Origin of the sequence: Nostoc sp. (genome assembly GCF_036917935.1) — a bacterium.
In the GTDB taxonomy this organism is placed as follows: domain Bacteria; phylum Cyanobacteriota; class Cyanobacteriia; order Cyanobacteriales; family Nostocaceae; genus Nostoc.
Window position 1 is genome coordinate 254,373 of sequence record NZ_JBALEL010000002.1, and the last position, 14,524, is coordinate 268,896.

At 41.4% G+C, this 14,524-nt stretch carries 14 protein-coding genes; 9 read left to right on the forward strand and 5 right to left on the reverse strand.

Annotated elements, in window-relative coordinates; genetic code table 11:
• Nucleotides 1-18: 18 nt before the first annotated feature.
• A complete protein-coding gene (locus tag V7K62_RS01395) occupies nucleotides 19-1,470 on the reverse strand; it encodes an MFS transporter (protein WP_334860940.1) in 1,452 nt (483 codons plus the stop codon).
• A gap of 98 nt (nucleotides 1,471-1,568) precedes the next feature.
• Between V7K62_RS01395 and V7K62_RS01400 the strand changes: the two genes are divergently transcribed.
• The 3 genes from V7K62_RS01400 (at nucleotide 1,569) to V7K62_RS01410 (ending at nucleotide 2,858) form a co-directional block, all read left to right on the forward strand.
• Nucleotides 1,569-2,087, forward strand: a complete 519-nt coding sequence (locus V7K62_RS01400; RefSeq protein ID WP_334860942.1) for a phosphoribosyltransferase — start codon at nucleotides 1,569-1,571, stop codon at nucleotides 2,085-2,087.
• 251 nt (nucleotides 2,088-2,338) lie between these two features.
• Nucleotides 2,339-2,590 carry a type II toxin-antitoxin system Phd/YefM family antitoxin gene (locus tag V7K62_RS01405; protein ID WP_334860944.1) on the forward strand — a complete coding sequence of 84 codons (252 nt, stop codon included), beginning with the start codon at nucleotides 2,339-2,341 and terminating at the stop codon, nucleotides 2,588-2,590.
• Entirely contained in the window at nucleotides 2,583-2,858 is a 276-nt protein-coding gene (locus V7K62_RS01410; RefSeq protein ID WP_334860946.1) for a type II toxin-antitoxin system RelE family toxin, read from the forward strand. The genes V7K62_RS01405 and V7K62_RS01410 overlap by 8 nt, the downstream gene beginning before the upstream one ends.
• 223 nt (nucleotides 2,859-3,081) lie before the next feature.
• On the opposite strand, the gene topA is transcribed toward V7K62_RS01410, so the two are convergent.
• From topA to ftsH, 3 genes are all read right to left on the reverse strand, one after another.
• Entirely contained in the window at nucleotides 3,082-5,253 is a 2,172-nt protein-coding gene (gene topA, locus V7K62_RS01415) for a type I DNA topoisomerase (protein ID WP_334860948.1), read from the reverse strand.
• Between the two features lie 164 nt (nucleotides 5,254-5,417).
• On the reverse strand, nucleotides 5,418-6,332 hold the full coding sequence (locus tag V7K62_RS01420) for a DUF928 domain-containing protein (RefSeq protein ID WP_334860950.1): 915 nt from the start codon (nucleotides 6,330-6,332) through the stop codon (nucleotides 5,418-5,420).
• Between the two features lie 234 nt (nucleotides 6,333-6,566).
• A complete protein-coding gene (ftsH, locus tag V7K62_RS01425) occupies nucleotides 6,567-8,498 on the reverse strand; it encodes an ATP-dependent zinc metalloprotease FtsH (RefSeq protein ID WP_334860952.1) in 1,932 nt (643 codons plus the stop codon).
• A 381-nt stretch (nucleotides 8,499-8,879) separates the two neighbouring features.
• On the opposite strand from ftsH, the gene V7K62_RS01430 reads away from it, so the two are divergent.
• On the forward strand, nucleotides 8,880-9,425 hold the full coding sequence (locus tag V7K62_RS01430) for an NADPH-dependent FMN reductase (protein WP_334860954.1): 546 nt from the start codon (nucleotides 8,880-8,882) through the stop codon (nucleotides 9,423-9,425).
• A 50-nt stretch (nucleotides 9,426-9,475) separates the two neighbouring features.
• Here the strand turns inward: V7K62_RS01430 and V7K62_RS01435 are convergent, their stop codons facing one another.
• A complete protein-coding gene (locus V7K62_RS01435; RefSeq protein ID WP_334860956.1) occupies nucleotides 9,476-10,594 on the reverse strand; it encodes a ferrochelatase in 1,119 nt (372 codons plus the stop codon).
• Nucleotides 10,595-11,152: 558 nt separating this feature from the next.
• On the opposite strand from V7K62_RS01435, the gene V7K62_RS01440 reads away from it, so the two are divergent.
• The 5 genes from V7K62_RS01440 to V7K62_RS01460 all read left to right on the forward strand — a co-directional run bounded on the left by V7K62_RS01440 (nucleotide 11,153) and on the right by V7K62_RS01460 (nucleotide 14,469).
• Nucleotides 11,153-11,392: a hypothetical protein gene (locus tag V7K62_RS01440; RefSeq protein WP_334860958.1), complete on the forward strand. Its 240-nt coding sequence runs from the start codon at nucleotides 11,153-11,155 to the stop codon at nucleotides 11,390-11,392.
• 92 nt (nucleotides 11,393-11,484) lie between these two features.
• Nucleotides 11,485-11,694 carry a hypothetical protein gene (locus V7K62_RS01445; protein ID WP_334860960.1) on the forward strand — a complete coding sequence of 70 codons (210 nt, stop codon included), beginning with the start codon at nucleotides 11,485-11,487 and terminating at the stop codon, nucleotides 11,692-11,694.
• A gap of 57 nt (nucleotides 11,695-11,751) precedes the next feature.
• The gene (locus V7K62_RS01450) at nucleotides 11,752-12,165 is read left to right on the forward strand and encodes a secondary thiamine-phosphate synthase enzyme YjbQ (protein WP_334860962.1); all 414 of its coding nucleotides are present in this window, start codon (nucleotides 11,752-11,754) and stop codon (nucleotides 12,163-12,165) included.
• Nucleotides 12,166-12,725: 560 nt separating this feature from the next.
• Entirely contained in the window at nucleotides 12,726-13,475 is a 750-nt protein-coding gene (locus V7K62_RS01455; RefSeq protein ID WP_334860964.1) for a hypothetical protein, read from the forward strand.
• 205 nt (nucleotides 13,476-13,680) lie between these two features.
• Nucleotides 13,681-14,469, forward strand: a complete 789-nt coding sequence (locus V7K62_RS01460; protein ID WP_334860966.1) for a Nif3-like dinuclear metal center hexameric protein — start codon at nucleotides 13,681-13,683, stop codon at nucleotides 14,467-14,469.
• The last annotated feature ends 55 nt before the right edge of the window (nucleotides 14,470-14,524 follow it).

The window sequence follows — 14,524 nt, forward strand, 5'->3', positions numbered from 1 at the left end:
TTACGAATTACGAATTAGTTAACTTCCCTTCTTTTCTTGCCGTTCTTTGAGTTTCAGCATGATTTCTGCGTGCATCTCGCGGGTAATTGGGTAAAAATACGTTAAGATTAAGCCCAGAATCAAACAAACTGTAGGTATGGGCCCAACGGCTACGCGAATAGCAAACAGTGCCGATTCCGGTTGGATAGGTAGTGGACTTCCGGCTACAGATGCTTTGAAACCCGATACTTGTAAAGCATTTCCTACCAAAAACAGCCCGAAAGCTAAACCAAATTTTTGTAGCAAAACCATGAAGCCATAAAAAATGCCTTCTCTGCGTTGTCCGGTTTGGAGTTCATCTAATTCAATCACATCTGGAATCATCGACCAGGGAATTAGATAAGCTGTGGATACACCAACACCCGCCATAACAGCCATCACATACATCAAAACTATTTGACCGGGCTGTAAGAAAAATAGTCCGGCAGCTGCTATAATCCACAAACTCATTCCCAGAAAATAAACAACTTTTTTCCCAACTTTTTTACTCAGCGCCCCCCAGACAAATAGCATCAGTAGGGCGGTTCCTTGGACTGCAATCAGCAGTGTGGGCACATCTGATTCTTTAAGACCCATACAATAGACTACAAAATAGGGAATGATGCTGGCTGTAATCTGCACACCTAGCCAAGAAAAAAGATATATACCAATAACAAATAGAAAAGGTCGGTTGCTAAAGACAATTTTTAGCTGTTCCAAGAAGGGGAGAGATGCAGGTTCTTGGGACTGGATGCGTTTGGCCTCAAAAGCCAGGATGCGATCGCGGACTCCAAAAACGCACCAATATAATCCTAAAATCGAAATTACCGTACAAATTGCTGCTAAAACGAGATATCGTTGTTGGCGATCGGCAATTTGGGAAAAAACAATTTGCGCTAAAATCAGCGACAGAATGCTACCACCAATAGAAAATGTAAATCGAAAGCTGTTAAGTCCGGTGCGTTCGTCGTAATCTTGAGTTAGTTCTGGAGTCATCGCCGTATAAGGCAAATTCACAACCGTGTAAAAGGACTGAGATAGCACCCCAATCGCTACGTAATACCAGAACAGCGGCCAAATATTATCACTCTGATTTGTCCTAAATTGCGGTACAATCCACTGCAAGAAGAAGAAAATCCCAAAGGGGATTGCTCCATAAAACATCCAAGGAAGACGACGACCCCAACGACGAGATTTCGTTTTATCGCTCAGAAACCCGATAACCGGATCATTTATCCCATCCCAGATTTTGCTAATCATCAAAATACTGCCAGCTAAACCCGCAGGGATACCAGCGACATTGGTAAAGAAAAACAGCAGATAAAAGACGGAGATATTTGCAGTAATTGCTGGGCCTAAATCCCCTGCACCGTAAGCCAGTTTTGTTTTAAAGTCGAGTTTTTCACTGAGAGGATCTCGTTGAGCATCGCCATCAGTAGCAGAATCGTTCATAATAACTTGCGCTCATACTAAAATATAAAGTTTGCGTAGGCATAGCCCGTCGTAGACATCGCCTTCAATACTAGCTATCTCCCACTCCCGTTAGACTTATGCCAGACCTTTATGTTTCTTGGTCAGATTATCACCAAAAAATTGAACAACTGGCTATTCAGATTTATCAATCCGGTTGGGAATTCAACCAGATTATCTGTCTTGCTAGAGGAGGACTACGAGTTGGAGATATTCTCTCCCGTATATACGAGCAACCACTGGCAATTTTAGCAACCTCATCTTACAGTGGCGCTGGTAAACAAGAAAGAAGTAATTTAATTTTCTCCCGCCACTTGACAATGACCGCCGAAAAGCTAGGTTCGCGCATTCTCCTAGTGGATGACTTAGTAGACTCTGGGGTAACACTGCAACAGACTATACCTTGGCTCAAGCAAAATACTGATTCCCCAATTGAAGAAATTCGCACCGCCGTTCTTTGGTATAAAGCCTGTTCAGTTATCGCACCCGATTATTATGTTGATTATTTGGCTGATAACCCCTGGATTCACCAACCCTTTGAACACTACGAGCAGATGAACCTCGCTGAACTTGCGGCTAAAGTTAGTCAAGTGTGTTGACTTAAATACTATGATCTATTTTCAATGAGGTATGCAGGTCAAACCCCGGTGCATCACACACACTAAAAGGAAAATAACGCCCATGAACCTACCGCGTGTAGTTTTGCGTAAATCCTATTTTAGTTTTTACTCTGGAAATTGTTCTGTCCATTGTGTAAGATTAGTACAGAAGGTAAATTTTGTATATTTTTAGCAATTTGTACAAAACTTACATTTTGATTAGCATCAATTATTTAATTTTGTGAAGTTCTATGACTGCAATAAGTGCAACAGAAGCTCGTGCAAACTTCCAAGAGCTGATTAATCGTGCTGAGTATAAGGGTGAGCGTATTGTAATTCAGCGTCATGGTAAAGCTGCCGTAGCAATTATCGGTCTTGATGATTTGAAATTGCTTGAAGCTGTTGAAGATGCCATTGATTCTGAAACACTTCGTCGTGCAATTGAGGAAAATGATGGGTTTACTAACTTAGACGCAATTAGTACCAAGCGTGGAAATGAGTGAACGCTACAGTTTGAGAATTGCTAAGACTGCTGAAAAAGATTTGCTGGATTTGCAAGCGAAATTTTATAAGCAGGTTGTATCTAAAATCCTTTCGCTTCAAGGCAATTCTCAACCTCAAGATTGCAAAGCCTTGAAAGGCTATGAGGGTGGTTATCGTGTTTCTCAAGGTGAATATAGAATTCTCTACACGATTGATGAAGAAAGCAAATTGATTGATGTTTTTCGCATTGGTAAGCGAAATGATGGTGAAGTCTACAAAAATTTGTAATCGCACTTCGGTCAAAATTTAGATGCGTAGATGCGTTTGCTCTGGAGCATCGGTGTCAACTTAACGTGAAAGCCAGTCTACAAACTTAGAGATTGTCTCGTTCCCAGTCTCTGACTGGGAATGCGTATGTGAGGCTCCGCCTCCCGTACTCGCGGCAGAGCCGCAATGAGCAGCATTTCCAGCCTCTGGCTGGAAACGAGAATATTAATAGAACTCCTAACTCCTAATTCTTAACTCCTAACTCCCCAAACTTAGGACTCCACCAGCCTTTTTGCGTACTGAAATAAGCCACATCTTTATGTTTAGTATCCTGACGCGATCGCGGGTCAGAACATCGCAACATTGTCTTACTCTGCCCATCTTTTATATAACTGTACTCCTCTAGAGGTTTCTTACATACCGGACAGGGATATGCCGTAACCTTGACAGGAGGTTTTTGTTGATTCTCAGCTTGGACTGCTTTAGTTTGTGGTGGCTGCCAAGTTTTGTTAAAGTCGCTCCAAAATAACACGACATTTTCACAGCCTTTTGTGCATTTGAGGAAATATTTCTTTTTAACCTTACTACTCGGAATTTTGGCGAGAAAGTTTTTACATTCAGGGCATCGAGTCTTGGAAGTTTCATATTTCCGCTCATTTATCACATTAGCTTTACCTAGTGAAGAACTCGCAACTACAGTTTTAGCTTTGGAGAGCGCTGGTAAAAAGTAATTCTGATTCCAACTAGTTAAATAATGCTGCCAAGAGTTTTTTCCTTCAGAAATTGCATCAAGAGCATCCTCCATTTTCGCTGTGAATTCTGCCTCTAATAAATCCGGTAATGCTTTGAGCAAAAATGCATCAACTTCTAACCCTAACGCTGTTGGTTGCAGATGGTCTTTTTTCAACTCCACATAATTGCGTTTTTTTAAAGTAGCAACAGTAGGAGCATAAGTACTTGGGCGACCAATTCCTTTACGTTCCATCAGTTGCACCAATTTTGGTTCACTATAACGGGGTGGTGGCTGCGTCTGCTTCTGCTCATGTCCAGCATTCTCTAGTTTCAGCGCTTGTCCCTGTTGTAATGAAGGTAAAATACTATCCTTGCTGAGATTGTTCCAGTACCGAGCATAACCGTAAAATTCAATCACTTGCCCTCTAGCTGACCACAGTATGGAAGCAGACTGAGTAATCACTAAAGTTTTACGCAATTGGGCAGCACAACATTGAGAAGCAATTGACCGTTTCCAAATCATCACATAAAGATTAAACTGATCATCAGGAAGTTCAGAACGCAATTGAACTGAGGGACGAAATACATCCGTTGGACGAATCGCCTCATGTGCTTCTTGAGCGGATTTGCTACTACGATGCTTGGCAACTTGCTGCGGTACATTCTGCGGATCATTTTGCTCCAACCATTTACGGGCGCTGGCACAAAATTCTGGACTCAACATCACTGAGTCTGTTCGCATATATGTAATCAGCCCTGCCTCATAAAGCTTTTGGGCCACAAGCATGGTTTTGTCAGGAGCAAACCTCAGCTTTGAACCGGCTGCTTGCTGAAGGCTGGAAGTTGTAAATGGTGGCGGTGGCTGGCGGTTAACGATTTTTCCTTCAAAATGAATCACCTGATGAGGATGTCGCTGTGCTTCTTCAACTAAACGTGTAGCCTCTGCTTCCGAAAGAACGCGCTTAGACTCTGGTGTTTCTGCGCTGTTACCCACCTTTGCATCATCGTTAGTTTCAGTTTCTTGCTCTGCTGCATCTTTCGCAGAATCGACCGTCCCTTTGTAAAAAGCTCGGAATCCTTCAGCATAATCTACCCAGACACTCCAGTAATCTTGGGGGACAAAAGCCAGAATTTCGTTTTCTCGCTGACAAATCAGGTGCAACGTGGCGCTTTGGACTCTCCCAACGCTCTTAGCGCCGTTATTCAATGCCCAAACTAAAGGGCTACCTTTGTAACCCACCAACTTATCTAGGCAATCTCGGCACAGTCCAGCACCGATTAAATTTTGGTCTAGTTTTCTAGGATTTGCGATCGCACTCTGCACCGCCGATGCTGTAATCTCAGTATAAATTACTCGTTTCGGTTCCCTTAGACCCAGCGTTTCTTTGAGGTGCCAAGCGATCGTTTCGCCTTCCCGGTCTGGGTCAGTTGCTAAGACAACTTCATCAACCTGCCTAACCGCAGACTTGAGCTTCTGAATTGTTTCTTTCGCTCGTTGGTCACGCGGGACGTAATTGCAGCGGACATTATTGCCGTCCATGACGAAGCCCAAGGAATCATCCCCTTCATTGCTGAGTTCTCGGATGTGGCCACAACTGGCGAGAACTTTCCAATCTGCACCCAGAATTTGACTGAGTTTTTTGACTTTTCCGGGAGATTCTACCACAAGCAGGCGTTTGATCATAGCAACTGCATTCTCGATGCTCTATGTTGAATACTTTGTAACAACAAACAATTCCATAGTAAATTTTAGTATATATGTATCATCTAGTGCTTTTATTACTTTTAAATTGAAGGGTAAAAAACCCGGCTTCTCTATCAAAACGGGGTTTTTAAGTAATTGTTAATTTATTTCTGGACAGTACAACAGGGCAATAAAGGCTTATTTACAACTTCTTTAATGTCTACTGAATTTAACAAATCTTCCCAATATTTCTGAACTTCGGGATCGTTCGGACGCTGGCGGCGTAAATTAGCTAAAGTTCTCAGAGCATCTTCCCAAAATCCGGCTGTGGCAAATAAAACGGCACGATCCAAGTCTGTGTTTGGTTGGTTTAGCTGAAGAGAAAGGTTTTCATCTTGCGATCGCACAATTGTACCTTCTACATACGAGTCTTTATCGCGGTTACTCGGATCACAAATCATCGAAAAAGTCCAATTATACTCTTTACCGATTTGTAGAGATGGCTGATTAGCAGGTACATTTACACTAACAATACCATTCTGCCCAACAGGTTTGAAAGTTCCCTTATATAGTGGGTCGATGCTATCACCATCCCGCAAAACAAATTCTAGTGCTTGCACTGTTGCAGAGGTTTGAGGAACGTAGAAAAAGAATGTGGGACGTTCTGCTGTGGTTCGTTGAGCTTCCTTATCTGTTGGTGTCAGGGGAATAAGATATTGTCCAGCTTGAAAGCAACTTCCCCGTGTTCCTGCTGACCTTACCCTACCAGGTTTACCAGGGACAAAGGCGATACGATTTCTACCGCGTTGAATGTAACTTGTAACATTTCTAATTGCAGCAGTAGCATACCTATCTCCAGGACGTAGCCGCTCTGCTTGCTGAAAATTCAATAAAGCTTTTCTATAGTTTCTTCGTTTGGTTTCATTATAACCAAGCTGCATATATTGGGTGTAAGCAGATTTTGCTTGTGCCAGTTGATAAACTGACTCTGTTGCCAAAACCTGAGTAGTGCTTACAGGCTCGAAGGGCAGAAATGCTAAAGCAGCAAGCAGATAGCTTGCCCAAAATCTATGTTTCATGATGTTTATGTCCACTTGTAGTACATTGCTTGGGCATATATAATACAATAGCCTAAGCTTTACAGTGACAAGACTTTATCTGTGCTACTTTGTGGGAAGACTGAAGTAGTCTTCTGACTTTTTTTCCAACAAAATTCCCGACTTTTTTAAGAAGTCAGGAATTTGAGCCTTTAGATTTTGATTAGTCTAAAGTTGATAGACTATTGACTTTTACCTTGCTTAGTGCTGAGTGCCCTAATGAGGTACAGCCAATTGTTCATCGGCTACCTGAGCATTATCAGCAACAATTTTGCGGAATAAATCACCTTCAATTGTTTCCTGTTCTGCTAGCAAATCTACTAAACGCTCCAAAACTACGCGGTTTTCTTCCAACAGTTCTTTAGCCTTGATGTAGGAATTGTTAACAATTTCGCGCACTTGCGAATCAATTTTGGCGGCAATTTCCTCAGAATAGTCTGATTTATTCATCCAGTCACGTCCTAAAAATACCTCTGCACTCTGATTTTCCAGTGACAATGGGCCTAATTCTGACATCCCAAAGCGTGTCACCATCTGCCGCGCCATTCCTGTCACATGTTGTAAGTCATTACTTGCACCTGTGGTAACTTCTGGCTTCCCAAAAACGATTTCTTCGGCGGCGCGACCACCCAAAGTAGCAGTAATCCTGGCTTTGAGTTGGGAACGGGAAATTAACCCCTGTTCTTCGTTGGGAGTAAACCAAGTTAATCCTAGCGCTTGTCCCCGTGGAATTAATGTAACTTTCTGCACAGGGTCATGGTCTTTGAGCAATGTACCCACTAAAGCGTGTCCAACTTCATGATAGGCAATCAAACGCTTGCTCTTGCTGTCTACTAAAGCGGTACCTTCCATACCTGCAACAACTCGGTCTACAGCAGCATCAATTTCTAAAAGAGTGACAGCTTCTTTGCGTCTTCTGGCGGTGAGAATGGCGGCTTCGTTGAGTAAGTTGGCTAAATCTGCGCCAGTAAAACCAGGAGTGCGGCGAGCGATCGCTTCTAATGATACGCTAGGATCAATTTTCTTATTCCGGGCGTGGACTTTCAAAATTTCTAGTCGTCCTTTGAGATCGGGTGGATCGACCATCACTTGTCTGTCAAAGCGTCCCGGTCTGAGTAACGCTGTATCTAAAACATCTGGGCGGTTAGTGGCAGCAATAATAATGATGCCTGTATTACCTTCAAAACCATCCATTTCGGTGAGCAGTTGGTTGAGGGTTTGTTCGCGCTCATCGTTACCGCCACCGATACCAGCACCCCTTTGTCTACCTACTGCGTCAATTTCATCGATAAATATTAGGCATGGGGCATTATCTTTGGCTTTCTTGAAGAGGTCGCGCACGCGAGATGCACCCACACCAACGAACATTTCTACAAACTCTGAACCGGAAATACTGAAGAATGGGACACCGGCTTCACCTGCGATCGCTTTTGCTAGTAAAGTTTTACCAGTACCAGGGGGGCCAATTAACAGCACTCCTTTGGGAATACGTGCGCCTACAGCAGTAAATCTTTCAGGCTGTTTCAGGAAAGTCACAACTTCTTCGAGTTCTTCTTTAGCTTCTTCAACCCCGGCGACATCTTCAAATTTCACTCCGGTTTTTGCCTCCATTTGGAAGCGAGCTTTGGATTTGCCGAAATTCATCGCTTGGCTAGAAGCATTCGTAGAGCGCCGGAGGAACAATAGCATTAAAGCCCCCAATGGCAAAATCCACATCAAGTTTATCAACAGTCCAACAGCAGCTCGGCTGTTCGCAGAGGAAACTTCGCCAAAATCAACACTCTTCTCTTTGAGAATGTTGATTAACTCTGTGTTTTGCGCCAAAAGTCTCACCTGTTGCGGTTGTGTATTCTCCTTTTGCCCCTTGAGATAAACCTTTGCTAGCTGTTCGGTTTCGTCAAGCTCTACTTTCTCGACTTCTCCCGCCTTCACTTTCTTGATCAAGTCACCATAATTTAGCGAGGTGGTTTCTGCTTTTTGTGCCATGACAGGAGTACTTCCGAAAATTCCTGGCAACATAATCAAACTAGCAGCGATGCCGAGGGCGGGCTTCTCTACGAGACGCTGCGCGAACGCCAACGCACCAAACCAAGCAACGCGCTTTGAGGACTGCCTTTTTATCAATGCTTTTTTTCCCAAATTTGTCATAATAATTACCCTTTGTCTGCTGGCACAAGTTGAGCTATGGTTTTATGCCTATTCTTCTATCAAAAATTGTAATAACTGGAAATTACACTTTTCTTATCTAGTCTAACTTCCACACAAAACCATTCCCAAGTTTCTTCCGTCTATTACATAAAGTTGAGCAACCTGGATCATTATCTATATTTATGCAGCTATTAAGACTAGGCATTGGGAAGAAGTAGCCAGAGGTTGATTTATGTGCATGTAAGAACTTTATTCTCTAGTCCCCAGTAGATATTAATTTGACACATTATCACACAAATCGCTAAAATTAGCATAGTCATAACGATTCCGCTTTTTAAGAAATCTGGTGATAGTAGCTAGTTAATAGTTTGTGGGTTAATTATGGTAAAAATTATTGGCATTGGTGGTAGTTTAAGACCCAATTCTTATACCCAGCTTGCTTTACAAGTAGCAGCGCAAAGGGTTGAAGCTGTAGGTGCAGAGGTAGAAATTCTCGATTTAAGGCACTTGCAGCTACCATTTTGCACTGGTGCAAAGGAGTATCCAGAGTATCCAGATGTTCAGCGGTTGCAAGATACAGTTAGTCAGGCTGATGGATTAATTTTAGCGACACCTGAGTATCATGGTGGTGTTAGTGGTGTCCTGAAAAATGCTCTGGATTTGATGAGCTTTGAGCAACTGTCTGATAAGGTGGCAGGATTTATTAGTGTCTTAGGTGGTCAGTCTAATAGCAACGCTCTAAACGAACTACGGTTAATTACCAGATGGGTGCATTGTTGGTCTATCCCTGAACAAATTGCGATCGGACAAGCTTGGGGTGCTTTCAGTCCTGAAGGCAAACTGCTAGATGAGAAACTCTCTCAAAGATTTGATCAATTTGCTCAGAGTTTAGTTGATAATACTCGCAAGCTGCGGGGCGTAAATTAGTTTGTAGGGTGGTCAAAGCTTTGCCCACCCTATTAAAACTCAAACTTTACTTAATGATGATGGTGGTGATGATGGTGATCCCCTGCGAGTTGAGGATTAATTGCTAAAGTTTGCTCTGACAACAATTGTGCAATATGAGCATCAGCCCATTGCGCTGCCATTGACAAGAATTCTGGATGGTCATTGACGCAAGCCATTTGCACGTAGTTCGTACCAGGATGCTGTTTTTCCAAAGCATGGATGATATGGTGTACATCCAATAGAGTTTCGTGATTTTCTGTAGCAAAGCCAATTGGCATAAATATCACTACTTTCGCACCCAGTTGAATCAGGTTATTTGCCGCTTGCTCTGCATTTGGCTGTGTCCAATCAATCAATGGCGTGTCATGATTGAGCCAACCTACCGAGATTAACGGATAGCGGTTAATCAACTTATCCCGAACTAAATCGTACATTCCTTCACTTTCGGCAATCCCAGAAGTAAAGCCTTTAGCCTTATGGGGACAGCCGTGATTCATTAACACAATGCCGATTTGAGAAGGTAGATAAGCTGCACCTAACTCAGCAATTTTCTCCTCAACCAAATGAGCCATTAAATCGATATAGGCTGGTTCGTTGAAGAAAGAAGGAATATAACGCTGTGCCTTAATCCAGTGTTCTTCACCATCACTCAACTCAACGAGAGCATTGTTAACTTGCTCGATCGCAATACCACTAGTAAAGATAGAATCAACAACCAACAATGGGTAAATTAGCAGCTTATCGAAGCCTTGGTTTTTGATTTCTGCCAAAACTTGATTGGGTAGGAAAGGGGCGCAGAAGTTGAAAGCCTTGAAAACTTGGACATTCTCACCCCATTTTTCTTGTAAATTCTTCTCAATCCCAGCACGCTGCTGTTCAAAGATGGCGTTGTGTGGGGAGATAAAATCGTGATGTGTATGTCCCCACTCGTGGCGGTCAAATAGCGCCAAAAGCTTTGCTAGGGGGGGATAAATCCAGGTTGGTACTGGTGCGAATTTTGCTGTCAGCAGATTTAAAGCCTGTTCGTTATAGTTGGCGAAATCTTCATAGCTTTCGACTTCGCCGTAGCCCATGAGCAGTACGGCTACACGGTCTTTACCTGATAATTGCTCGTGAGTGTGTTGTACTTTTTCCGGCGTGGCAACCACAATGAGTTCCTCAATATAACCAGAGTGCAGAGAGATATAGTTAGGGAAATGTTCCCTACTATTAACTTATTATCCCATCCAGGGGGATAGGATAGGTGGAAAAATTAAAATAATACATCAAAAGATATACAAGATTTATGTGGGGCATTGGAAATTGAATAAATGCACCATCTGTCATTTGTGACTTACTTAGAGGATCTTTGAAAAGTCCTATTGTCGGTATCAAATAGTTTTAGATCCCCCTAAATCCCCCTTTTTAAGGGGGACTTTGATTCCGGTTTCCCCCTTTTTAAGGGGAGCCAGCGCGGTCTTCTCTACGAGACGCTGCGCGATGGGGTCTCCCCAAGTGGAGCGACTGGCGTGGGTTAGGGGGGATCTAAGTGCCTAAAATCACAGTCAAATACTTTTCAAACATCCTTTTAGATAAACTAATTTTTGTCAATCAGTTAAAATACCCAAATTAATCTGAGAATGATCGTCTTGCGTCGGAAATGGGGGTTCTTGTAGCTCACTTAACCGATAATCTCTATATTAACTTTTTTAACAATATCTAGATTTATGACAATATTTAGTCTTTTCAGTGTAACTAAAACCTTATTACTGCTTTTTAACTTTATGCTACCAATACGGACTTTATTACCACGCAAAATTTTTGTCAGCCCCAACCTAGAAACTGACGATTTTCAGAATAAATATTTGAAATTTTCACCTCAACAATACCAGTTACAGATGTTAGTTAACTTGAGAGAGACTTATAATGAAAACCAGAAGCAAGTAGAGGATATTGTTCATCCTTGACATCCGCTATTTTTGTCACTGCTAAAATCGCCTTTGTTGCCTTGTTACATACATCAAGTAACAGTTTATTTAATTCCTAAACTACAAAAACTGTGAATACCAATCAAGATGATACAACATCCTCTATAAATAGTTTACAACTGTCAGAGTTAGATCCAGCCAGCATTACAGCTTTATCTGACAATCTAGCTAACACACCGATCATCCCCGAATTTCTCAAAGAGTCTGTAAATGTGGTGTTAAGCTTCTTGAGAAAAAACATACTCAATTTAGTGATTAACCAACGCCAAAACAACAACTAAATAAAGCAAGCTGAACTGCTAATTAGCTTTTACTGTCATCAATAATTACTGTTTTAAATGACTCACTACCAAAAGTTACTAAAAATTTCCACCACTGGTAAATCTTTTTACAACATCACTGCAAAAGTTGAAGCCGCAGTTGCAGAATCTGGGGTTGAAACTGGTCTTTGTACTTTATTTTTGCGCCATACTTCAGCCAGTTTAGTGATCCAAGAAAATGCTGATCCTGATGTTCTTGTGGATCTAGTTAATTTTATGGCAAAACTTGTGCCAGAATCGGGCAAATACATCCATGATGCAGAAGGCCCGGATGATATGCCGGCACACATCCGTACCGCACTCACCCACACTTCTGAACATATTCCAATTAATCGTGGTCACTTGGTACTGGGAACTTGGCAGGGAATTTATATTTGGGAACACCGCCAGCGCAGTCATTCCAGAGAATTGGTTGTTCACATTTCTGGATAGATATAGGAATCCGATTTGATTCGGAGAACTTACTTACGTAGGTAGGCAAGAGGGAACAGTTAAAAAGGATATAGATGTGTACTGAATTTTTCCAAAATCAAATATAAGACTTAGAGGTTGTTTGAAAAGTCCTCTTGTCGGTATCAAAATATTTTAGATCCCCCTAAATCCCCCGATAAATTGGGGGACTTTGACTCCGGTTCCTCCCTTTTTAAGGGGGGTTAGGGGGGATCAAAGTGCCTAAAATAACAGCCAAATACTTTTCAAACATCCTCTTATAGTTCTCAATTATCGTTTATTTACAGTGTAGTTTGATAAAATTCAAATATCCTGTTTATACTGCGTACCCTTTGGGGATTATAAATATGATAAACTGCGCGGTGATATGCATTAAATAAATTTCGCCGTAATCGCTTTGTTATAAAACTTAACCACATATCCACGAAATCTATATTAATTTTTTAAGCCGAAAGTTAAGTTTATTTATAATTATTGAATAATCTAATTATTCCGAAATACACTAATATTTAGTGTAAGATATCTGTGGTATTGGAATTACTATGAAGCAAGAATTGACACCAACTCATACTTTTGAATGTATTGATCAAATCCTTGCCCAGCAGTCTGTTAACCTATTATCACTTAGTCCCCAAAAGACATTAATTACCAGCTTTGCAGAATTGGGAAATGTGATTACTAAAAAAAACACTGAAATTCAAATTATTACAACCATTAATGAAACTCTTGAAAGTATAGTCCGTACTCAGTTGCAAAACTTTCCAGAAAACATCTTCTGGGATTTTGATTTTCTTGTAAGTAGTATGCTTAGACAGGCTTTAACCGCAGATAATGGCGCTGTTAATTTCTTAAAAATTTTTGGTGAAAAGATGGTTTGTCTGACAGAGATGTTCGGAAATAAAACGGAAATGCGCTTCCGTTATGTTCATGATTTTATATATGGATTTGAGTGGGCAAGATGGGTACAAAAAGAGCCACAAAAACGCGCACATATAGAGCCTTTTAGTCTGTTATTTTTGGATTATTTGCTCGTCAAGGGTAAGGAACTTTTACAACGTATTAATCATGGTCAGGTCGGATCTTATAAACTGTGTGAGACAGGCTACCGCAACCCCTTCACATTTTCTCGTGAACCAGAAGATGAATACCGTCTGCTAACTTATCTTGCTGAGGAACAACTTATTCCAGTAGCAGTATGGAACTGGAATGCTAGCCCTGTGTGGAACAAACCTTTCCAAGAAATGCGCCAGCAATTAGCATTAAAATTAAATATTCAACCACAGAGACATTGATATAAGAATTCAGCACTCAGAAATCAGAATTTAGAAGGAATCCAGTATGATTTATACATTGATTTATCAAATATTATCGTGATTCTTTAACTATTTAGACGGATGTATTTTTACGCACTGATAATAAATTCAAAATTCACAAATTGTAAAATGCTAGTATCTAGCTACTTGCTGTATACAAAATGATTAGCTGGAAATAGTTAGAATGAAAATTGCTGATTTAATTGCTTGGTTTGAAGCATGGGCGAATCCCGCTTGGTGTGAAAGCTGGGATAATTGTGGCTGGCAGATTGAACCAGGAATTTTGCCGGAAAAAGCACGGGTTTTGGTCTGTTTGACACCAACTTTGGCGGTAATGCAGGAAGCGATCGCTCTTAATGCTAATCTAATATTTGCCCATCATCCCTTGATTTTTAATCCTCTCAAATCTTTACGCACTGGTGAAGCGATCGCTGAAATGGTACGGTTAGCCTTTAGCCACAATATTGGTGTTTACACTGCCCACACGAATTTTGACCAAGTGCAAGATGGGACTGCTGACGTTTTGGCTCAGATTTTAGAACTCAAAGAAGTTACTCCCATAGTACTTACACAAGCAGGATTAGGATATGGTCGTGTTGGTTTGCTAGAGCCATTTCTGACATTACAGGAATTACTCGCAACCATTCAAACCCGACTTTGTCCCCCTAATTTGATTTTTTCCCCAACTCCTGACTTACAGGAAACAATTTCACGAGTTGCTGTTTTAGGTGGTTCGGGGGCTAGTTATATTTCAGCCGTCGCCAAAACCGGTGCCCAAGCTTATCTAACTTCTGACTGTAAATTCCATCAGTTTCAAGAAAGCCGCGACCGCAATCTCATTTTAATCGATGCTGGACATTACGCTACCGAACGTCCAGCTTGCGATCGCTTGGTGCAAAAATTCCAGTCTTTAAACCTAGACTGGGTGCAATTAAGTCAAAAAGATGAAGATTTCCGTCAGTTTTTTGCTTGATTGCTGATATTTAACCATATTTTGTAGATGCTTGTTGAAAAAATTTTTATATTTT

Bases quoted from the DNA above. Each gene is read 5' to 3' on its own strand.
- V7K62_RS01395 (WP_334860940.1), bottom strand. From the start codon at position 1,470: ATGAACGATTCTGCTACTGATGGCGATGCTCAACGAGATCCTCTCAGT.
- V7K62_RS01400 (WP_334860942.1), top strand. From the start codon at position 1,569: ATGCCAGACCTTTATGTTTCTTGGTCAGATTATCACCAAAAAATTGAA.
- V7K62_RS01405 (WP_334860944.1), top strand. From the start codon at position 2,339: ATGACTGCAATAAGTGCAACAGAAGCTCGTGCAAACTTCCAAGAGCTG.
- V7K62_RS01410 (WP_334860946.1), top strand. From the start codon at position 2,583: ATGAGTGAACGCTACAGTTTGAGAATTGCTAAGACTGCTGAAAAAGAT.
- topA (WP_334860948.1), bottom strand. From the start codon at position 5,253: ATGATCAAACGCCTGCTTGTGGTAGAATCTCCCGGAAAAGTCAAAAAA.
- V7K62_RS01420 (WP_334860950.1), bottom strand. From the start codon at position 6,332: ATGAAACATAGATTTTGGGCAAGCTATCTGCTTGCTGCTTTAGCATTT.
- ftsH (WP_334860952.1), bottom strand. From the start codon at position 8,498: ATGACAAATTTGGGAAAAAAAGCATTGATAAAAAGGCAGTCCTCAAAG.
- V7K62_RS01430 (WP_334860954.1), top strand. From the start codon at position 8,880: ATGGTAAAAATTATTGGCATTGGTGGTAGTTTAAGACCCAATTCTTAT.
- V7K62_RS01440 (WP_334860958.1), top strand. From the start codon at position 11,153: ATGACAATATTTAGTCTTTTCAGTGTAACTAAAACCTTATTACTGCTT.
- V7K62_RS01450 (WP_334860962.1), top strand. From the start codon at position 11,752: ATGACTCACTACCAAAAGTTACTAAAAATTTCCACCACTGGTAAATCT.
- V7K62_RS01455 (WP_334860964.1), top strand. From the start codon at position 12,726: ATGAAGCAAGAATTGACACCAACTCATACTTTTGAATGTATTGATCAA.
- V7K62_RS01460 (WP_334860966.1), top strand. From the start codon at position 13,681: ATGAAAATTGCTGATTTAATTGCTTGGTTTGAAGCATGGGCGAATCCC.